This window comes from Maribacter orientalis, assembly GCF_900109345.1.
In the GTDB taxonomy this organism is placed as follows: domain Bacteria; phylum Bacteroidota; class Bacteroidia; order Flavobacteriales; family Flavobacteriaceae; genus Maribacter; species Maribacter orientalis.
This window is the reverse complement of the sequence record NZ_FNZN01000001.1, coordinates 34,416-55,326: the sequence shown is the minus strand read 5'-3', so window position 1 is coordinate 55,326 and position 20,911 is coordinate 34,416. Positions and strand designations below refer to the sequence as shown.

16 protein-coding genes are annotated in these 20,911 nt (G+C 39.8%); 14 read left to right on the top strand and 2 right to left on the bottom strand.

Features of this window, described 5'->3' with window-relative positions; all coding sequences use genetic code 11:
- Position 1: 1 nt before the first annotated feature.
- The 13 genes from BMY56_RS00205 (at position 2) to BMY56_RS00145 (ending at position 16,569) form a co-directional block, all read left to right on the top strand.
- A complete protein-coding gene (locus BMY56_RS00205) occupies positions 2 to 1,066 on the top strand; it encodes an amidohydrolase family protein (protein WP_091618569.1) in 1,065 nt (354 codons plus the stop codon).
- Positions 1,067 to 3,127, top strand: coding sequence for a glycoside hydrolase family 36 protein (locus BMY56_RS00200; RefSeq protein WP_091618567.1), 2,061 nt, complete (start codon positions 1,067 to 1,069; stop codon positions 3,125 to 3,127).
- A 28-nt stretch (positions 3,128 to 3,155) separates the two neighbouring features.
- On the top strand, positions 3,156 to 4,511 hold the full coding sequence (locus BMY56_RS00195) for a Gfo/Idh/MocA family protein (protein WP_091618565.1): 1,356 nt from the start codon (positions 3,156 to 3,158) through the stop codon (positions 4,509 to 4,511).
- Positions 4,512 to 4,775: 264 nt separating this feature from the next.
- A complete protein-coding gene (locus BMY56_RS00190; protein WP_091618563.1) occupies positions 4,776 to 5,747 on the top strand; it encodes an amidohydrolase family protein in 972 nt (323 codons plus the stop codon).
- Positions 5,748 to 5,777: 30 nt separating this feature from the next.
- Complete coding sequence (locus BMY56_RS00185) at positions 5,778 to 6,887, top strand: amidohydrolase family protein (protein ID WP_091618561.1); 1,110 nt, start codon at positions 5,778 to 5,780, stop codon at positions 6,885 to 6,887.
- Positions 6,888 to 6,968: 81 nt separating this feature from the next.
- Positions 6,969 to 8,255 carry a Gfo/Idh/MocA family protein gene (locus BMY56_RS00180; RefSeq protein WP_177170892.1) on the top strand — a complete coding sequence of 429 codons (1,287 nt, stop codon included), beginning with the start codon at positions 6,969 to 6,971 and terminating at the stop codon, positions 8,253 to 8,255.
- A gap of 14 nt (positions 8,256 to 8,269) precedes the next feature.
- Positions 8,270 to 9,163: an MBL fold metallo-hydrolase gene (locus tag BMY56_RS00175; RefSeq protein ID WP_218144540.1), complete on the top strand. Its 894-nt coding sequence runs from the start codon at positions 8,270 to 8,272 to the stop codon at positions 9,161 to 9,163.
- A 56-nt stretch (positions 9,164 to 9,219) separates the two neighbouring features.
- Positions 9,220 to 10,308: an amidohydrolase family protein gene (locus BMY56_RS00170; protein ID WP_091618556.1), complete on the top strand. Its 1,089-nt coding sequence runs from the start codon at positions 9,220 to 9,222 to the stop codon at positions 10,306 to 10,308.
- A 175-nt stretch (positions 10,309 to 10,483) separates the two neighbouring features.
- Positions 10,484 to 11,965: a flavin monoamine oxidase family protein gene (locus BMY56_RS00165; protein WP_091618554.1), complete on the top strand. Its 1,482-nt coding sequence runs from the start codon at positions 10,484 to 10,486 to the stop codon at positions 11,963 to 11,965.
- Between the two features lie 49 nt (positions 11,966 to 12,014).
- A complete protein-coding gene (locus BMY56_RS00160; protein ID WP_143057754.1) occupies positions 12,015 to 12,764 on the top strand; it encodes a c-type cytochrome in 750 nt (249 codons plus the stop codon).
- 156 nt (positions 12,765 to 12,920) lie between these two features.
- Positions 12,921 to 13,628, top strand: a complete 708-nt coding sequence (locus BMY56_RS00155) for a LamG domain-containing protein (RefSeq protein WP_091618551.1) — start codon at positions 12,921 to 12,923, stop codon at positions 13,626 to 13,628.
- A 486-nt stretch (positions 13,629 to 14,114) separates the two neighbouring features.
- Positions 14,115 to 15,653 (top strand): hypothetical protein, encoded by a 1,539-nt coding sequence (locus BMY56_RS00150; RefSeq protein WP_218144539.1) that lies wholly within the window; start codon positions 14,115 to 14,117, stop codon positions 15,651 to 15,653.
- A gap of 10 nt (positions 15,654 to 15,663) precedes the next feature.
- Complete coding sequence (locus tag BMY56_RS00145; protein ID WP_091618549.1) at positions 15,664 to 16,569, top strand: EamA family transporter; 906 nt, start codon at positions 15,664 to 15,666, stop codon at positions 16,567 to 16,569.
- Between the two features lie 24 nt (positions 16,570 to 16,593).
- Here the strand turns inward: BMY56_RS00145 and BMY56_RS00140 are convergent, their stop codons facing one another.
- Positions 16,594 to 17,301, bottom strand: a complete 708-nt coding sequence (locus BMY56_RS00140; protein ID WP_245737099.1) for a 3-keto-disaccharide hydrolase — start codon at positions 17,299 to 17,301, stop codon at positions 16,594 to 16,596.
- Between the two features lie 244 nt (positions 17,302 to 17,545).
- Positions 17,546 to 18,466: a 1-phosphofructokinase family hexose kinase gene (locus tag BMY56_RS00135; protein WP_091618547.1), complete on the bottom strand. Its 921-nt coding sequence runs from the start codon at positions 18,464 to 18,466 to the stop codon at positions 17,546 to 17,548.
- Positions 18,467 to 18,610: 144 nt separating this feature from the next.
- Here BMY56_RS00135 and BMY56_RS00130 point away from each other — a divergent pair, with 144 nt between their 5' ends.
- Positions 18,611 to 20,872 carry a carbohydrate binding family 9 domain-containing protein gene (locus BMY56_RS00130; protein WP_143057753.1) on the top strand — a complete coding sequence of 754 codons (2,262 nt, stop codon included), beginning with the start codon at positions 18,611 to 18,613 and terminating at the stop codon, positions 20,870 to 20,872.
- Positions 20,873 to 20,911: the final 39 nt, after the last annotated feature.

Here is a 20,911-nt window from a genome sequence, read left to right as displayed (position 1 = left end):
CATGAATAGAATCATTTTACTATTATGTATTTGTTTTGGAATTTTTAGCTCTAGGGCCCAAGAAGACATTCTACTAAAGGATTACCGACCAAAATCGATCTATAATATTCAAAAAACCGTCATTTCCAAGGCTAAATATCCCATAATTGATGTGCACTCCCATCCCTACGCCTCATCCGATGAAGAAATAAGAGCGTGGATAATGACCATGGATGCCAAAGGAGTTGAAAAAACAATCATTCTAACGTACCAAACAGGAACGAAGTTCGACAGCATTTATAATGCTTATTCAAAATATGGGGACCGCTTTGAAGTTTGGTGCGGATTCGACTATTCCGGCTATGAGGAGCCAGGGTATGTGCAGAAAGCAATTAAAGAACTTGAACGCTGCTTTAAGGTAGGTGCCAAAGGAGTAGGTGAATTAGGGGATAAAGGACTTGGAATGGCCAATTCTGGACCAACCCCAGCACCTGGAATGCACTTTAACGACCCTAGGATGCAGCCCTTGCTAAAACGTTGTGGTGAATTGGGAATGCCTGTCAATATTCACGTTGCTGAACCCATTTGGATGTATGAACCAATAGATAACCAAAACGATGGTTTAATGAATGCAGCTAAATGGAAAATTGATACTTCTAACCCTAATGTGTTGCCACACGCTGATTTAATAGGAACATTGGAAGAGGCTGTATCCAATAACCCTGGCACCACATTTATAGCCTGTCATTATGCCAATTGCGGTTACGATTTGAGTATTCTTGGCAATTTATTTGATAAGTACCCAAACCTGTACGCCGATATATCTGCTAGATATGCCGAGGTAGCTCCGGTACCAAGGGCTACTAAAGCCTTCTTTAAAAAATACCAAGATCGATTACTTTACGGAACAGATATGGGAATGGACGACTCAATGTATCAAACTACGTTCAGAATTCTAGAGACAGCAGATGAACATTTTTATGAGAATGACCTTTTTAGTTACCATTGGCCATTAAACGGTTTGGACCTTGACGACGAGACCTTAAGAAAGGTATATAGTGAAAACGCAAGAAAAATATTAAAATAAATGAGATATTTCAGTCTAAAAATCCTAGCACTTGTTATTTTCATGCCCTTTGTGAGCTGTAATACGGATTCGGGCAATAATGCAGTGCTCAAAATTGAACATGGCGCTTTGGATTATGAGGTGGACGGGTATTTGCAAACCAAAATATCAAGTAACCTTCCCGACACCAAAGCACTTGTTTCGTCTTTTCAACCGTCAGAGAATATAGAAGTAAACGGTAACACTATTGAAAAGTTTGAATATCAAGAAACGAAGGAGTCTACTATTGATGGAGCGCTAACCGGGAAACAATGGGTATTGCAAGGGCTTTATGAAGACGAAGGAATAAATATTCTAAAAACGGTGCGCTTGACAGCATACGACTCATTCCCAGACCTAGTATCAACACAAGTTACCTACGTTAATACTTCATCGGAAAATCTTATTGTAGATCATTGGTCAAACAACACATACACTATAGACTCCCAAAATGATGCGCCGCCCTTTTGGGCTTTTCAAGGAAGCTCTACCTCAGCGAGAAGTGACTGGGTTAGACCGCTAGAGGCTGGTTATTATCAAAAAAACTTTATGGGCATGAATGACTCCGATTATGGAGGTGGGATTCCCGTAAGTTCTGTATGGCGAAAAGACGTAAATATTGCTGTGGGCCATTTAGCATTGGTTCCCAAACAGGTTAGCCTACCTACAGAAGTATTGTCAAATCCTTTAGTGGCTAAGTTAGGCGTACAGGAAGATTTTGATAATCATACCATTTGGAAATCCAAAGACACTATTCAGACGCTGGAAACTTTTGTTTCCATAAGCACTGGTGATTATTTTACAAGCCTTTCAAAATATTCAGAATTAATGCAAGCCAAGGGAATCACCATCGTGGAACCAGAGGAAGCTTCTTTTGAACCCATTTGGTGCGCATGGGGCTATGAAAGGAATTTCACGTTAAATGAGGTTATAGGCACACTACCAAAAGTAAAGGAGCTTGGAATTAAATGGGCTGTTCTTGACGACGGCTTTCAGATTGCAGAGGGAGATTGGAACGCGGACCCAAAAAAATTTCCGCAAGGAAACATAGAAATAAAAAGATTGGTAGATAAAATACATGATAACGGACTGAAGGCTAAAGTATGGTGGACACCTTTGGCAGCCGATCCAGGAAGCAAGGTTTTAAGAGAACATCCGGATAGTAAAATTATCCAAGAAGATGGTTCACCACAATACATAACATGGTGGAATTCCTATTACCTCTCCCCTACTAAAGAAGCTACTATAGCCCATACCAAGGAAACAATACATTTATTCATGGAAGAATGGGGATTTGATGGTTTAAAAATGGACGGTCAGCACATGAACGCCGTTGCTTCAGACCATACGTTGGAAAACCCTAACAATTCTGTTGAAGGTGTACCCGCTTTCTTCCAAATGATATATGATGAGGCCCGTAGCATTAAGCCAAATGCTGTAGTAGAAAACTGCCCCTGTGGTACATGCATGTCTTTTTACAACATGGCTTCAATGAACCAAGCGGTATCTTCTGATCCGCTTTCCAGTTGGCAGATTCGCCATAAAGGAAAGACCTATAAGGCCTTGGTTCCCAATACGGCCTATTATGGGGACCATGTGGAGTTAAGCGATGGCGCAGATGATTTTGCAACTTCATTTGGTATTGGAGCGGTACTCGGCACAAAGTTTACTTGGCCCAAAGACAATCCCAGTGCCTCCGGAAAATATGTATTGACCCCAGAGAAGGAAAAAATCTGGAAGAAATGGTTTGATCTTTATAACAACATGATGCTCTCCAAAGGCACCTATTTGGGTGGGGTATATGACATTGGTTATGACAAGCCAGAAGGACATGTCATTCAAAAGGATGATGTTCTATTTTATGCCTTTTATGCGGATAATTGGGATGGGGATATCCAATTGAAAGGTCTCGATCAAAGTAAGACCTATCTTGTTAGGGATTATTTTAACAATGAAACGTTGGGAGAGATTTCAGGAGCAAATCCCATTTATAATGGCTCCTTCGATGACTTCCTTCTGTTGGAAATCAAACCAAAACAATAACATTAGATAATAACCAAGAACAATGATTATGAATTCTAGACGAGATTTTTTAAAGAATACCACCTTGGCAAGTGCAGGCCTTTTTGCAGTACCCAGCTTTGCCACCCAGTACTTTAATGAGAATGACAAGTTGAACGTAGGCATGATCGGGGTAGGATTGCGGGGCACCAACCACCTTAGAAACCTGCTATTACGCAAAGATATCAATGTTACCGCGATCTGTGATACTGACCCAGAGCGGATAAGAATAGCACAAGATCATATTAAGAAAGCTGGGTTCAAGGCGCCCAAGACTTTTGGCAGTTCTGATTATGACTATCGGAACATGCTAGATTTGAAAGAAGTGGATGCTGTTATCATTGCCACACCTTGGCTTTGGCATACACGCATGACGGTAGATGCCATGAAAGCAGGTAAATATGCCGGAGTGGAGGTTTCGGCAGCCAATACTTTAGAAGAATGTTGGGATTTGGTGAATATGCATGAGCAAACCGGAACCCACATGATGATCTTGGAAAATGTGAACTATCGCAGGGATATCCTAGCCGTACTGAATATGGTAAAACAAAACTTGTTCGGTGAGTTGGTACACTTCAGATGCGGTTATCAGCACGATCTAAGGCATGTGAAATTTAATGACGGTAAAACAGCCTATGGCAAGGGCGCAGAGTTTGGCGAAAAAGGTATTTCGGAAGCCAAATGGCGTACCGCGCACTCGGTGAAACGCAATGCTGATGTCTATCCTACCCATGGCCTTGGGCCAATAGCCGTAATGGCGGATGTAAACCGGGGCAATAGATTTGTTTCCCTGACCTCTCATGCCACAAAGGCCATCGGGCTGCATAACTATGTAGTAGAAGTTGGAGGCAAAGAACACCCCAATGCAAATGTAAAGTTTAAACAAGGCGACGTCATTACCTCAACCATAGATACCGCAAATGGAGAAACTATTATCATAACCCATGACTGTAATCTGCCTAGGCCTTATTCCCTAGGATTCCGTGTACAAGGTGCCAACGGTCTTTGGGAAGTGGACGGCAATAGAATTTATATTGAAGGTAAATCCAAAGAGGCACACGAATGGGATGAAGCTACTTCTTGGTTGGAGGAATATGACCACCCCCTTTGGAAAAAATATGGTGAGTATGCCCTGGGTGCAGGTCATGGCGGTATGGATTTCTTTGTACTCAACTCTTTTGTAGAATCCGCAAAGGCTAATATTGCCCCACCCTTAGACGCCTATGATGCTGCGGCTTGGAGTGCCGTAACTCCATTGTCCGAAGCTTCTATTGCTAATAATGGAGAGACACAGGACTTTCCAGATTTCACCAGGGGCTTTTGGATGAAAAGGGCACCTTACGAGTGGATGAAAGATAATTATTAGGTCATATCAATTTCATTGACCGGGGAGTATTGCTAATTCCTATTTGCCCTTAAAAATGGGGCATATGCTTTCTTATTCAGCAATAATTTGGAAGCATTTCTGAAATTTGAATACATCGCTCCCTTACTATTGGTATATAGTAACGATACAAGAAATCATGGCCTGATGTTTCTTGGCTAATTTAAGTGTCCGCTAAGGCGGCATTGACCAAACCTAAGGTCTTTCAAAAGCGTAAAATAAAACCGCTATTAAATTAAGCAACCCATGAAAATAGATGCCCATATCCATTATAACTCAACCAAAACCAATCTATTGGAATACGGTGTTAAAAAGGATATTGGATACTTATCCATAGTTACAGATGTTCCTGGATTTCCTTCTGTTGACGATCAGTTAAAAACGGTAGTGAATCTTAAAAAGGCCTATGGAGATTATTTAAACTTTACCACAACGTTCTCATGCAGGGCTTGGGGTTCCCAAAAATGGCTAGAGACCAGCCTAAATACCATTAAAAAATCGTTGGATATGGGAGCCATTGGCGTAAAGATCTGGAAAAACATAGGTATGTCCATCCAAGACAAAAATGGCCATTACGTTATGATTGACCATCCGTCTTTTGAACCTATTTTTAAATATCTTGAAGAAAATGACGTGGTGGTCCTAGGCCACAATGGGGAGCCAAGAAATTGCTGGCTGCCCATGGATGAAATGACGGTTGAGTCCGATCGGGATTATTTTGCTGCCCACCCAGAATATCATATGTATTTACATCCGGAAATCCCCGATTATGACCAACAGTTGGAAGCAAGGAACAAAGTCTTGAAAAGACATCCCAAACTACGCTTTGTGGGATTGCATTTGGCTAGTTTAGAATGGGATGTTGCTAAAGTTGCCGCTTGGTTAGATTACCATCCTTTGGCCATGGTAGACCTCGCTGAGAGAATTTGTCACCTGCAGTACCAAACTTTGACCCATTGGCAAAAGGTATATGATTTCTTTATCAATTATCAAGATCGTATTATCTACGGAACGGATTTTATAATGCATCATGACCAGGAAGTCTCTGGATTAAACGCTTATTTGGATGATAGATATCAACTGGATTGGGATTTTTTTGCTAAGGATAATACTATGACCGCACCTGAGGTAAAGGGGACCTTTAAAGGGCTAGGACTGCCCCCTTCGGTTTTGCAAAAAATATATACCACCAATGCCAAGAATACCTATAGAATTTAAAATCTTAAACTGGAACAATCTTTTTAAACTATGATACAGAGCAAGTACCTTTTAATACTAACCATATGTTCCGTCTTTATCTATGTGGGCGTAAAATTTAGAAATAATACTGTAGCTACCAAGATAGAACCTGTAATTTACTATCAACTCAAAGATTTTAATACGGTTAAAAAGTTTGATGTCCATATCCATATCAATACCAAGGAAACACATTTTATTCAACAAGCGATAGCAGATAATTTCTATTTTCAAGATATTGTAGATGACCGCCCTTTTGGAGTAATAATGGACCAACAACAATCATTTGCCAAAATTCACCTGAATAACTTTCCGGATCAAATGAACTTTGCTACTACTTTCAAAGTTTCCAATTGGGACCAAAAGGATTGGGTGAAAAGTACCATAGCCCATCTCAAACAATCCTTTGCCCAAGGTGCAACCGCTGTAAAGATTTGGAAAAATATTGGGATGGATCTTAGGGATGAAAATGGAGATTTTGTGATGGTCGACCATCCACGAATTGATTCTGTATTAACTTTTCTATCTGAGACGGGTATACCACTACTAGGGCATAATGGTGAGCCAAGAGATTGTTGGCTGCCCCTGGAGAAAATGATCTTTAACCAAGGGTATTATGGCTCGCATCCTGAATATCATATGTACTTGCATCCAGAATATCCTTCCTATGAAGATCAGATAAATGCTAGGGACACTATGTTGGAGAAACATCCTAACTTGAACTTTATGGGGGCCCATTTGGGCAGCTTGGAGTGGAGTTTGGAAGAACTGGCAAAACGTTTGGATGCCTATCCCCTAATGCGAGTAGACCTTACACGTATGCCAAACCTTAAACTACATACATTCAATAATCGGCAAAAAACAAGGGAGTTTTTCATTACCTATCAGGACCGGTTGATTTATGGGACCGACACAGCTATTAACCCAACTGATGATCCAGACGAATTGAAAGACCGTATTCACCAAAGGTGGCTGGATGAATGGAAATTTTATGCCACGGACAACCCCTTAAAGCTAAAGGGCTATGGTAAATTAAAGGGGTTAAAACTACCACGTGAAGTTATTGACAAAATTTACTTTGAGAATGCCTCAAAGTTATTGGGGTTTAAAACTATGGGGTAAACGCCTACCACTAAAAATATGGAAATTATGAGCAACAAGGATTATGACCGAAGAAAATTTTTGAAACAATCCTCGTTCGCCATGGGAGGATTAACCGTAGCTGGCTTGGGGGTTCCAATGGAACTTTTAGGTCAAGAAACTACAGCAGTACCGGAAAAGAAAATAAGACTGGGATTTGTTGGAATTGGTGGTCGAGGCTCCTATCATCTTGATGTGGCATTAGGCATTGAAGGGGTGGAAATACCTGCAATTTGTGAACTGAAACCAGACAGATTACATAGGGCAAAAAGATGGATCGAAGAGGCGGGTCAACCTACCCCAAGGCTCTATGACCGCGGACCTACGGACTTCAAACGGCTCTGTCAGGAAGAAGAACTGGATGCAGTGATAGTTAGTACTTCATGGAAATGGCATGCCCCTATTTGCCTTGCTGCCATGAACAACAATAAGCATGCGGCGTGTGAAGTTCCTCTGATCCAGACTTTGGATGAGGGCTGGGAATTAGTAGAGACCTTTGAAAGAACTGGTAAATGGGCCAGCCTTGTACTAGGCGGTTTTGGGGACATGACACTTTTAAACATGGTCCGAAAAAACCTGCTTGGGGATATTATCCATGTAGAAAGTGGGTATGTCCATGACCTAAGAAGGGTGAAATTTGACCCTGATGAAGAACCTTGGCGATTGCAGCATGCAGTTGACCGAAATGGAAACCTTTATCCAGACCATCCCATGAGAAATATGATGCCTGTTCTGGACATTAATCATGGAGACCGTTTCGATCACCTTGTTTCCATGAGCTCTAAGTCCGTTATGCTGAACAGATATGCCGCATCCATGTATGGTGATGACCATCCTTATGCCAGTAAGAAAATGGCCCTTGGTGATTATAATGCAACCCTCATAAGAACGGTAAACGGTAAATTGATTACCCTAAACCATGATACACACACCCCTCATCCTAGAGAGAATTTCCGTATTCAAGGTACCAGCGGTGTATACCTGAGAGACCGAGTGGATTCCAAAATCTATATTGAAGGGCTAAGTCCAGAGGAACATCGGTGGGAGTCTGCCGATAAATATGTAAAAGAATACGAACACCCCATGATTCAAAATTATAATCCTCCTAAAAGAAAGGGCGGTGCCATTCGTGGACATGGAAGCAGTGATACCAAAACACCTATCAATTGGCACCGATTGATTGCTGCATTACGCGACAATACTTTGCCTGATTGGGATGTGTATGACTCGGTAACAAGCAGCTCAATTTCACCACTTTCAGAAGCTTCGGTCGCGCAAAAGAGTAAGTCTGTGGACATACCTGATTTTACAAAAGGTAAATGGAAAGAACGTACCCCTATTTACAGCTAAAAATTGTAGCCATTATGAAACCATTCAACTTATTTAAAGGAACACTACTCCTTTTGGTTGTGTTTTTGGGGGCCAAAGAGCGTCTGCATGCACAGAAAGCCTATGCCGAAGGGGAACTTATGAAAGAAATCAAATCTCACAAAACCGGACTAGCTGCATGGTGGACGGGACATAATGGCTGGCTCATAAAATACAATGACATACTGATTGGCACAGACCTTGCCCTTGAAACAAAAGAACGCTCAATATCTTCTCCCATATCGGCGGAAGAATTGGCAAAAGAACTGGATATTTCATTTATCAGCCACGAACATGGCGATCACTTTGAAAGAGAAACCAGTGAAATCTTATCAAAAAATGGAAATTGTGTTTTTGTAATGCCAGCCAATTGTAAGGAAACGGCCATGCAAGAACTAAATATTCCAGAAAATCGTATCAAAGTGGCTTCCCCAAGAATTCCTTTTGACATTGGTGATATCCATATTGAACCCGTAAGGGCCATTCACGGTAATCCAAAATTTGCAGTGTTCTATGATGCAAATTTGGAAGATTGTGGCTATGTCATCACAATTGGGGGCAAACGCTTTCTACAAATGGGAGATACGGTTTTATTGGAAGATCATCTGTTCCTCAAAAATGTTGATGTCCTGTTCTTCTCCCCTACTGAACACAACACCCATATTGATCCTTCCGTAATTCTAATAAATGAATTGGAACCAGCTTACATTTTGCCTCAGCACAGAGACACCTTTAAAGTAACAGATCAAAATCGATATTGGACCAGCGGATATGCCCATGAAGTAGAATTTCGTTTGTCAAAAACACTTCAAGATCGGTACCACATTCTGGATATTGGGGAGAAAATCAATATCCATGGCAATACCAACTCAGTGGACAAGAATAAGTAGATACCTTACTGTAAGTTAACTTGATTTCAAAAAAAATAAACATTAAATAAGAGATTATGATCAAACCCAACAAAAGTGTTTTAATGCCCCTGCTTCTCATATTGGTTATTACATGCATTTCGGCACAATCGAGCGATTTAAAACTTGTTGATTGGCAACCAGTAAGTCAGCTTGTTACGAAAAAAACAGAAATAATTAAGGCGAAATTCCCTGTCATTGACATCCATAACCACCTTGGCGACCTTGAGAATACAGAGCACTACTTGGCCGAAATGGATAAAGCAGGTGTCTGGAAATGCGTAAGCCTTGATGCACTCTCCAAAGATGATTTTTACAAAGAACACCTAAAGGTTTCTGCTGCCGTAGGTAAAGATCGCTTTCTGCCTTTTTTTAGACCCGATTTCAGTAAAATAGATGAACCCAACTTTGGAATCAAAGAAGCTGAGAAGTTAGAAAAAGCAGTTCAACTGGGATGTCGAGGGTTAAAAATATCAAAAGCACTTGGCCTAGGTTTTAAAGATGCCTCCGGAAAATTTGTAGCTGTAGATGATCCCCGAATTGACCCCATATGGGCTAAATGTGGTGAACTCGGCATCCCCGTTGAGATGCACGTATCAGATCCTAAAGCCTTCTTTACTCCTATTGATCAATATAATGAACGCTATGATGAACTAGGTAAAAATCCTGAATGGTCTTTTTATGGAGAAGCGTATCCATCAAAAATGGAAATCTTGGAAGCTAGGAACAGAGTTATTGAAAAACATCCTAATACCATTTTTATAGGAGCACATTTTGGCAATCTGCCCGAGGACTTAGCCGTTGTTGGAAGTTGGCTAGATTCATATCCCAATTTTTATGTGGATATAGATGCTCGAATAAGCGAATTGGGAAGGCAACCTTATACGGCCCGTAAATTTTTTATAAAATATCAGGACCGCATACTCTTTGGTACGGATACTCCCTGTGATGCTGAGGCTTATCGCCTATACTTTCGTTTTTTGGAAACCGATGACGAATATATAGACCCAACACCTGCTCATAAATTACAGGGACGTTGGATGATTTATGGTCTTTATCTTCCGGATGAAGTACTGGAAAAAATATACAACAAGAATGCCCTTAAAGTATTAGGTATGGCAGGTTGATCATTACACGAGAAGGTCCATATCTAGGGCAATGATTGAACTATTTGAAAATTATTTTTATTTTCTTTATATCTAGCTAAAATCTAAGTATGTCATATGTTGGTTTTAATCAAAAATAATTTTCACTTGATTACCATTACCATCGTAAGGCTTTCACATAAAAATCAAAGTTGGAATGACACAGATTAAAAGAAGGAGATTTATAAAGAACACAATTTATTCGGGATTGAGCGCCTCCCTAATCCCAACGCACCTAATGGCACAGACACAATCTGGAATTGATCACCTTGAAAATGAACGGCACCCTACAGGAAAAACCAAAAAAATCATCGTCGCCGGAGCTGGTATTAGCGGACTTTCCTGTGCCTATGAATTAATGAAAAAGGGTCATGAGGTAACGGTACTGGAAGCCTCTGGAAGATTTGGTGGGGCAGTACTCTCCGTTCATGATGGACTAGCTGATGGACTGTATGCTGACTTTGGGGCCGAAAACTTTACCAAACCTGGTTACGAAAACTACTGGAAGTATATTGAGGAGTTCAAACTTACCGTTCTACCATATCATCATAGAGAAAATAGATTAACAAGAATTGACGGGGTATGGCACACGGATAAAATGGAAAGAGAGGTTCGCGAAAAGAAGATGGAACTACTAGGAGGATTCAACAAATATGAATTGAATTTTCTGAAATCAAACCCTGTAAGCAACTTGCAATTACTATATCTGGAACCCTATTTCGGGAAATTTACAGATGAATACCAACCTTTTGGAATTGGGTACGACCAACTAGAAAACATACCGGTCTCCCAAATCTATGAGCAAGCAGGTGCTTCAAAAGCTGCAATGTCACTCTTGGGAGGAGATAAAACTTCTGCCCTTTACAGTATTTGGCAAGCCTTTATAATGCACAAACGGGGCTACGATAATCAATTTAAACTATTTCGTCTTAAAGAAGGGAATCAAGCATTAACAAATGAATTGGGACGACGCTTGGGCACCAACCTAAAGCTGGGTTGTCAAGTTTTGGAAATAGCCCATACCGAAACAGGGGTAAACGTAAAATATAGAGAACTGGGGGGGATCAAGGAAATGTCTGCCGATTACCTTGCATGCTGCCTTAGGACAACCGCACTCAAAAAAATCCTGATTACTCCCGTCCTTCCACCCGAAAAGCAATATGTAATAGACAACCTAAAATATGACCAGACAACAAGAATTGTCTTCCAAGCCCGATCTAAATTCTGGTTAAAGGACCAGCTAAGCATCAATCTTTCATTTAACCACCCAGCCCTTTCCCATATTTGGCAAGTTGCCGATGAAGTACAAACGGATAGGGTCTCCTTGATGGCAAAGGCACCTGGGGGTACTAATCCAAGCCGTACCTTAGATGCCTTTAAGGAACTCTACCCTGGTAAAAAGTCCAACATAGACATTGAACAGATTTTAGTTAAGGATTGGTCAAAAGATACTTTTGTACACGGTTGTGAGCGTCATGGTTTTTCAGCCTTGGGCGAACTATCAAAGTTTTGGCCCCATACCATGGCAGCCCATGGCAGAATCCATTTTGGTGGAGCACACACAGACAACAGAAGTTGGGGAATGGAAGCGGCCACAAACGCTGCTAACAGAGTAGCCATGGAAATCGATAAGTCTTAATAATTAAAATATTTAATAAAAAGTGGTTCGAAATATTATACTTCTAGTTTTGATTAGTTCCACATTGAATATTTGGAACGGACCTACGAAAAAGTCCGACAATCAAGGTGTTTCTGAAGTATTGACCAAGTTTTCACAATTAGCATTTTTTTCAACAAAAAATCAACAGGAAAAATCGCTTCCCAACGTAAAATTACATCTTTCCCAAAATGAAAACCTTACTTGGGGTAGTTTCGTCCAATATACTATTGACGTTTCCGATAAAGCAGACGGAGACTCAAAATATGGTGAAATATTGAACAACAAGGTATTGTTGGAAATTGAGTTTATGCATTTAAACGATAAACAAGGGCTAAACCAAAATAGGGCTGCAAACAAAAAGGAACCTAACCATGAGGGGTTGTCATTAATGATGGAATCTACTTGTTTTGCCTGTCATACAGACAAGGAAATAATGACCGGTCCTTCATTTTCCGAAATTGCTAAAAGATATGAGATAAACAAGAACAACATTACGCTCCTGGCAAATCATATTTTAGAAGGATCCAAGGGGCAATGGGGCAACATAGAGATGCCTTCCCACCCGAACTTAACGGTTGAAGAAACCGAGAAAATCACAGCATTTATCCTTAGCCAAGGTAGCAGAAAAAATCACCAGATGTTAACCGGTCTGGAAGGCATGTTCCAAATCATGGAGAAACCCGGCGATCTAGAGCAGGGAGTATATCTGCTTACAGCAAGCTATACCTCCACTTCCTCAATCAAAGGACAGCAAAGCATTACCTTACCAATAAAATAATATATAGATAATTAAATGATATCTAAAGATTTCAAATAAAGCCGACTCAATATTAAAACCCGATAGAATTAAGGCTTAGTGGTGAATAGCAAAATAATTTTGCAATATAGCTCACCTGTATTACCGCTTATGAAAATGACCTAAAACAATAACACCATGATAAAATTTACAAATTACATATTGGTATTGATGCTTTTGACATCGTGCAGGCAAGAGGAACTCCCCCCTACTTTGATTCACTTTTCTTTTTCTGGAAGTGCCGTTGACGCTCAAGGTAATTCAGGTAATCTGGAAACCCATGGCGCAAAGAATTCAACAGATCGTTTTGGCAATCTAAAAAGCGCCTACTCTTTTGATGGGGAATCTGCTAGTATGAATGTGACCTTAGGTAAAATGCCTTCTATAGATAGTCCTCTCACAATATCTTGGTGGTTTAAAAGTAAGGGGAAACCTATTTTTAAAGATTCTATGGATGCCGGAAATATGATTGCCCTTGTGGATACCACCAAGACTATTGGACTTCAATTTGGTTACAGAGCTCCCGGATATAAAACAAAAGGCCTGGATGTTTGGAATTGGGGAGGTGGGACGATTCTTGAGAGTCAAAAACCTGAGATAAATCAATGGCACCATTGCGTGTATGTTTATAATGGGAATGAGCACTGGTTTTTTCTTAATGGACAACTAATTTCACGATCAAAAATAAAGCCCCAAAGCGGTAGCCCTAATCTTTTAATGCTTGGCAACTATCCTGGTGGTACACAATTTTTTAAAGGAAGTCTAGACGAAATCAGAATATTTGACCAAGCACTTACCAATGATCAAGTCCAAATATTATTTGAGCACGAAAAGTCAAAATCGTAATTTACATTACATAAAGCATAGCATTACCCAAATTGGAATTAGCTATTCTTAGTGCCTTGCAGATTATCATGCCCAAACCTAGTAAGACACTATTTTACATTAAGTACATTACGATTTCTTTCTAAATACATACATATTCTTTCATAACATTTCAATAATGAAATTTAAAAAGTAAATGAAATATTTATATATTTGATTAATCCTTTTGTAACATTAACTTTTCACAAGGTATGCTTAGAGGGATGCCGTATTTGTAATACAGTTTTTGCGAGTACGGTAAAATGGATGTAAGGAAGGAAGGAAGGAAGGAAGGAAGGAACGTACTCCTATTATTGACAAAATTTAGATGTGGTGAACCATAGTAAAGATAATGTAGTAGGCATCTATCAAATAACTATTTAAAAATATTCCAATACTGATCTAGAAAGAAAATTATTCTTAAATCATGGAAAACCAAAAACCCGAGAATACCTTACTCTAAAAGTTATGAAACGTAGATCATTTTTAGTTTCCGGCAGCCTCTCAGCGTTTTTCTCTGGTATCAATTTTGGATTTGGTTCCCATAAAGAAGGAGCACAAAATAAACTACCAATTGATTTTGGTCCACCCCCTCCGATTACCGATCGTTTATATCAAGGCCCCTTTATAAACTATGGACCGGCGGCCAATGTACCCGGAAGTGATGTTGTAATGACGACAACACCTGCAACGGGTCATGTTAGAAATTTTGGCATGGGCTTGGTTACCTATATTTGTGATGAAGTTGGCCCTCCAAAACCGAAATATGGAAGTCTACGAAATACCATAGAAAAATTGGCCAAGTGGGAACTGGGTGACGTACTTTATATACGCGTAGATTGGAGGGATATTCAAAAGGAACCCGGCAAATTAGAATTTCCCGAGCATTGGAACCTTACTTTTGAAATGGCCAAAAAATATGGAAAGCGGGTAGCTTTCCGAATCCAATTAATGAGTCCGGTAATCTCCCCCCAATCGATGCCCGATTTTTTAAACGGTAAAGTGCCCATGGTAAAATTAGGCACTACCGATCAAATTGGTATACCAGGAAAGGTGCACTACGCACCGCGTTATGACCATCCAGAATTTATGAAAGCATTCAAGGAAATGGATGATTTATTGGCCGAAAAGTATAATGGGCATGAGCTTTTGGAATATGTTGACACATGTATGTATGGGTTCTGGGGAGAGGGTCATACATGGCCCTTTGAAGGCTCTCCACTACCCGATTATTATATCGCAAGAGATACCTTTCTTGAAATTTTTGGACACCAAGCCATAAATTGGTCCAAAACACCCTTAACAACGAACACCCAACCAGACTATAACCTTGTAGGTAATGCTGAAGTCCTAGAGAACACTATTAGGTCGTATAACTGGCTTAGAACGGACACTATTTTTATAGAAAACGAACAGATAGATGTCTTGAGCAATAGACCTTCTTGGATTGGTGCTACCATAGAGCAAGGCATTACTAAAAGCAATACAGAGGATTTGCGAATGGTTGACGATTTAATGAGGAATGAAAACATTATTGCCCATGTTAAGGACGTAGGGCCTAACTATTTTTCACTTTGGAACTGGCATGATATTGCGTTGGAAAATCTTTTGAGCTATTATGAAAAGTACCCTAAAGCGCTCAACGACTTATCTCAAAATATTGGTTACAGGGTGCGGCCTTCTTGGATTTGGTCTTTTGAAAAAGAAGGATACCTTGGATTGGTATTAGGATTGGTTAATGACGGCATTGCTGGGATACCTGGCGCTTTGCGCATTCATGTGCGTGATGCGGCACAAACTTTTGAAGTTTCAGGTAGTTTAGACCCGGGCTATCCTTTACCCGGAAAAGTGAGGCAAGCGGTGATTATGCTACCAATAGGCACCCCATGGGAAGGCCTTAGGCTTAATCCCGTTTTAGAAATCAAGGGTGTAAGACGTCCTATTAAATGGGCATGTGCACAAGAACTTGAGGAGGACGGAACGTTAATTTTAAAGAGAAATCTATAATTCCTTACATATGAAATCAAAACTATGGTTGGTTTTTGCAATAATAACAACAGTTTTTTGGGGTGTTTGGGGTGCTTTTACAGGCCTCCCTACTGAAAATGGTTTTCCTGAAACCTTGGTGTATTGTGTGTGGGCACTAACAATGATTCCACCGGCAATCATTGCTTTAAAATTGGTAAACTGGAAATTGAACCAAGACAAAAAATCCATTTTATACGGTTGTCTTATCGGTTTATTAGGTGCTGGCGGACAAATGGTACTGTTTCATGCTGTTACCGAAGGACCAAGCTACCTCATCTTTCCCATTATATCACTATCTCCCATGGTTACCATAGTCCTTTCTTATACCTTCCTAAAGGAACGAACGGGTATTTTGGGAACAATAGGTATCATACTAGCCCTATTGGCGCTCCCTTTATTTGACTATTCAGATGGAAGTGAAACGACAGACTACGGATATTTATGGTTTATACTTGCGGTGATTGTTTTACTGGCGTGGGGCCTACAAGCCTACTTTATGAAGTTTGCAAATGAATCTATGAACGCGGAAAGCATATTTTTTTACATGACCGTTACAGGTTTGGCCCTAATTCCCATAGCCCTTTATATGACAGATTTTTCGGAGTCTATCAATTACGGGGCTGATGGTCCTCTTTTGGCTGCTGGAATACAGATTCTAAATTCAATTGGTGCTCTTTGTTTGGTATACGCCTTCCGTTATGGTAAAGCAATGGTGGTCTCCCCAATGACCAACGCTGGGGCGCCTTTAATTACCGCAGTAATTTCCATGATTGTATTGGGCTTTGTTCCGGGAACGTTTAAAATTATCGGAATTGTTTTGGCTGTTTTGGCCGCCTTTTTCTTGGCTTTTGATCCAGGTGATTCAGAAATACAGGATGAGGGAAAATCCAAATGATGGTGCCTTATTCTAAGGTTCTCCCTAATTAGATAGTTTATTGATTGGTTTTAGGATTACTTTTCGAAATTCAACCTCAGATCCTTCTGCCTGTAAAGCGATTTGACCACTTTCCGCTGTTGCATTATACCCGTAATTAACCAAATCTCCATTTACCCATACCTTTATTTCATTGCCGACACATTCAATAATCATTTTATTCCATTCACCTAAAGGTTTTTCTGAATTATCCGTTAGGTTGAGTATTCTACGTTTTTTATCCTCTGTAATCCCCCATTCTTCCCTAGTACCTCTTCGCTCTACCATATTATCCACTTTAATATCTTCTACAATAACCCAAAAATCCCCAGCATCTAAATGCTGCATTTGTACTTCTATTGATTTGGGAAACATCTTATAAAGGGCTCTGGGCTCAGAAGCATGTACCAATACACCACAATTGCCTGGCTCACCCGCAAAACGATATTCAACTGTTAGTCTATAGTTTTTATAAATATTGTCAGTAATCAGATGTCCCCTAGGTGTGCCCAGGCTAACTAACATTCCATTTCTAATTGTAAATGGATTTATGGTATTTGGAATAGTATCCATTTCTGGCACGTCTATATGCCAACCACTCAAATCTTGACCATTGAAAAGGTTAATGGTCTTTTCATTTTTGCATGAGGTAAAACTACAAAAAATAAATAGTAACCCTATTAGAAATTTCATGATGCTTCTTGTAGATTTCATTTTGGTTTTATTTTAGTTAATATGACACAATTACTAATTACTGTATGTTTCAATTTATCCCGTTCTTAATTTATTTTTCATAAATAAAAAGCTTTTCACATACGCTATAGTATTGAAAACTCTCGTATTTGATTTACCTTGAAAACATATCACACCAGATTAAATCATTTTAAGGTTACTCCTAACTATTTTGTGAACCATCCTAAATACATAATAAAGACAAAGATTAATTGAGGATTTGCTTTTAATCATCATGGACCACCTTAACCAATGGAAGTAATTGTTGCACATCTTCTCGTCTTAATATTCCCAAATCCTCGTTCATACAATTTGCCGCACCACAAGCTGCGCCATAACTGGCAATTTTATCTAACGAATACCCTTTAAAAATGGCATATGCAATTCCCGCGGTTAGGCAGTCCCCACTCCCTACAGTACTTTTAACCTCTTTCAACACTACATTGGCATGTGCAAAATTACCGTCCAGGTGAAGGAATAGACCGTCCTTTCCTTTGGTAAGAGCCAATAGGGATACCTTGTTTTTCAAAAGTTTGCTTATCTCCGTATGCTTTTTGTTACCAAAATAAGTCTCTGCTTCTACTTCGTTTATATGTAAACCAAAAAACTTTCCTTTTAAAGCATTCCTCAATTGAATTCCTGAGCAATCCAAAATGGCCTTTTTACCAACTTTCTCGCACAATTGCAGCAGTTGATAATAGGCATCTTCCGGAGCCCCCATTGGCCATGATCCTGACAAACAGACCAAACTACAGTCTTGTAAGGCTAAGTTAAAATGGACTAAAAACGACTCCCAATCTCCATCGGTCATTTTTGGGCCAGGCTCCAATAATTCCGTATTATTAAACGTATTGTCAATTTTAGATCTAAACGTATAGCACTTTCTTGTATTCCCTTTAAGTTGCGGACCTAACATTTCAATGCCGTTAAGACGTGTATTACTTTTAATCCATTCCCCATTGGAGCCAGCCCAGTTCGCCATTAAAGAAACAGGACAGCCCAATTCTTTTAATGCCATGGCCACGTGTATTCCCTTACCGCCAGGAAACTCCTCAATTTTACGGATTCGGTTTACCTCTCCATTTTTAAAAGTTTCCAGCCACGCATAAGTGTCTATTGAAGGGTTTGGACATACAGTAAGAACCATATTAATTTAATTTAAAGAAATAGTTTAAATTTAAATTGGAAATTAAACGAAAGATAATCAATTTGATATATCTTTCATATCCTTTTTTTTATTAAATTCCTTGAAATGTTGAAGCGGATTTGAAATGTATAAAGAACCGAATTCATGAAATGTCTTCTCCCTTTGGCGATGTTGCTACTTATCCCAATTGCACGTGGACAGAACCTTTCTGGAACAAAATTGAAGATTAAAAAATCACATGGAGAAATTACGCTCGATGGCGTTCTTAGAGAAAAAGCCTGGGAGGAAGCCGATGTAGCCAAAAATTGGTATCAGAATTTTCCCGTCGACAGCCTGCCAGCCCCATTTCAAACAGAAGCGCGAATGACATTCAATGACGAGTATGTTTATGTATCGTTTGTTTGCTATGACGATGATACCCCCGATGTGGTTAGCACCCTTCGAAGAGATTTCAACTACGCTCTTAATGATAACGTTTCCTTCATTGTTGGGCCATATAATGACCGCCTAAATGGGTATTTTTTTAACGTTACCGCTGCGGGGGCGAAGCGTGATGGGACCTTATCTAGCGGCGGTGTAGGAGAAAATGCTTTCAATATTTATTGGGATAATAAATGGTATTCTAAAGTTGTGCGGTACAAAGATAAGTGGATTGCAGAATTAGCTATCCCTTTCAAAAGCTTCAAATATAAAAGTGATTTAAAAGAATGGAATGTTACTTTCGATAGACTTGATAAAAAACGAAACGTTAAATCGGCTTGGGTGAAAACCCCTCGACAATTCTATACAGGCACTTTTGCCTATGCCGGACAACTTGTTTGGGAAGACCCGATTCCAAAAGCCAAGTCAAATATTTCGTTTATTCCCTTTGTATCCGGTGGAGGGTTTCAAGATAAGGAAGTGGATCCCGTTACATCATCTACGAGACTACAGACAGGATTTGATGCCAGAGTAGGCATAACCCCTTCCATGAATTTAGATTTTACTATAAACCCTGATTTCTCTCAAATTGAAGTTGATGAGCAAGTTCTTAATTTGTCAAGGTTTGAATTTCAGTTCCCGGAAAGAAGACAGTTCTTCTTAGAAAACACCGACCTCTTTGCGAATGCAGGCTTTGAATCCGCTAGACCATTTTTCTCGAGGCGTATCGGAATTGTGCAAGATACGGCCGGTCTTTCCCAGATAGTACCCATTTTATACGGAACCAGACTTAGCGGTACTTTAGACGAAAAATGGCGACTTGGTGTCATGAACATGCAAACCAAAAAAATGTTGGAATTAGGACTGCCCGCTCAAAACTATACCGTTGCCACGGTGCAAAGAATGTTCTGGGAACAATCCAGTATTTCAATGACTTTTGTCAACAAACAAAGTCTGGGAGTGCAAGAGGGTGATTCCCTTAAATACTTTCATCCGAGTATTTTTCGTAAGATAAATAGGGAAGGTATTCGTAAACCGAACAAATACAATAGGGTTGTTGATGTGGATCTCGTTCTTCGTAGTAAGGACAACAAATGGTACCATAGCTCATTTTTAGCTCAGTCTTTCGATGCCCAAAATAGAGCAAAGACAATGTCGGGTTCCGCCTTTTTTGAGTACGCAGACCGAAATTTAAAAGCAAACTTAGGAGGGTTCTTCGTTAATGAGAACTTTAATGCGGAAGTAGGGTTTGTTCCCGGCAGCACTGTATATCCAGGCCAAATTGGCTACTATTCTGAAGTAGGCTATAAGATATACCCAAATAGCACTCATGTTTTATCAACCGGACCACAGATAGGCATAAACAGTATTTTATTGCCCGACGGAACCTTGGCAGACCGAGCGTATACTGTTGGCTATGGTCTTGATTTTAAAAACTCCTCCAACCTATTGATCGAATATAAAGATATCTATCAGCGATTGACCCTTGATTTTAGCCCCGTCAATACTATTGACAACAGAACGTTTTTGAAAGGTGAAGCATATCGTTGGAATACAGTTTCTGCCACATACCAAAGTAACACAACAAGAAAATTCAACTTTTTATTGAACGCTACTTATGGAGGGTTCTATAATGGTACCAATCTTAATTTAGGCGGTGAGATTAACATGCGCTTTCAGCCTTATGCGACTATTTCTATGCGCTTCGATCACAACAATCTAAAGTTACCCGATGATTATGGAGATGAAGAGTTATTTCTTTTGGGTCCAAAGCTAGATGTAACTTTTACGGACAAAATATTCTTTACAGGCTTTTACCAGTATAATAATTTGACCGACAATATGAATTTAAACGCAAGGGTCCAATGGCGCTACAAACCGGCTTCCGATTTCTTTATAGTTTATACGGAAAATTATTTTCCGGCAAATTTTGCCAGTAAGAACCGTGCATTGGTTTTTAAATTTACATATTGGCTCAACATTTAGATTAGGACTTTAAAATTGATAATCAGAAATTAAAAGAGA

What these genes read in the sequence shown, in the direction of transcription:
- BMY56_RS00205 (WP_091618569.1), top strand. Translation starts at nt 2, where the DNA reads ATGAATAGAATCATTTTACTATTATGTATTTGTTTTGGAATTTTTAGC.
- BMY56_RS00200 (WP_091618567.1), top strand. Translation starts at nt 1,067, where the DNA reads ATGAGATATTTCAGTCTAAAAATCCTAGCACTTGTTATTTTCATGCCC.
- BMY56_RS00195 (WP_091618565.1), top strand. Translation starts at nt 3,156, where the DNA reads ATGAATTCTAGACGAGATTTTTTAAAGAATACCACCTTGGCAAGTGCA.
- BMY56_RS00190 (WP_091618563.1), top strand. Translation starts at nt 4,776, where the DNA reads ATGAAAATAGATGCCCATATCCATTATAACTCAACCAAAACCAATCTA.
- BMY56_RS00185 (WP_091618561.1), top strand. Translation starts at nt 5,778, where the DNA reads ATGATACAGAGCAAGTACCTTTTAATACTAACCATATGTTCCGTCTTT.
- BMY56_RS00180 (WP_177170892.1), top strand. Translation starts at nt 6,969, where the DNA reads ATGGGAGGATTAACCGTAGCTGGCTTGGGGGTTCCAATGGAACTTTTA.
- BMY56_RS00175 (WP_218144540.1), top strand. Translation starts at nt 8,270, where the DNA reads ATGAAACCATTCAACTTATTTAAAGGAACACTACTCCTTTTGGTTGTG.
- BMY56_RS00170 (WP_091618556.1), top strand. Translation starts at nt 9,220, where the DNA reads ATGATCAAACCCAACAAAAGTGTTTTAATGCCCCTGCTTCTCATATTG.
- BMY56_RS00165 (WP_091618554.1), top strand. Translation starts at nt 10,484, where the DNA reads ATGACACAGATTAAAAGAAGGAGATTTATAAAGAACACAATTTATTCG.
- BMY56_RS00155 (WP_091618551.1), top strand. Translation starts at nt 12,921, where the DNA reads ATGATAAAATTTACAAATTACATATTGGTATTGATGCTTTTGACATCG.
- BMY56_RS00150 (WP_218144539.1), top strand. Translation starts at nt 14,115, where the DNA reads ATGAAACGTAGATCATTTTTAGTTTCCGGCAGCCTCTCAGCGTTTTTC.
- BMY56_RS00145 (WP_091618549.1), top strand. Translation starts at nt 15,664, where the DNA reads ATGAAATCAAAACTATGGTTGGTTTTTGCAATAATAACAACAGTTTTT.
- BMY56_RS00140 (WP_245737099.1), bottom strand. Translation starts at nt 17,301, where the DNA reads ATGAAATCTACAAGAAGCATCATGAAATTTCTAATAGGGTTACTATTT.
- BMY56_RS00135 (WP_091618547.1), bottom strand. Translation starts at nt 18,466, where the DNA reads ATGGTTCTTACTGTATGTCCAAACCCTTCAATAGACACTTATGCGTGG.
- BMY56_RS00130 (WP_143057753.1), top strand. Translation starts at nt 18,611, where the DNA reads ATGAAATGTCTTCTCCCTTTGGCGATGTTGCTACTTATCCCAATTGCA.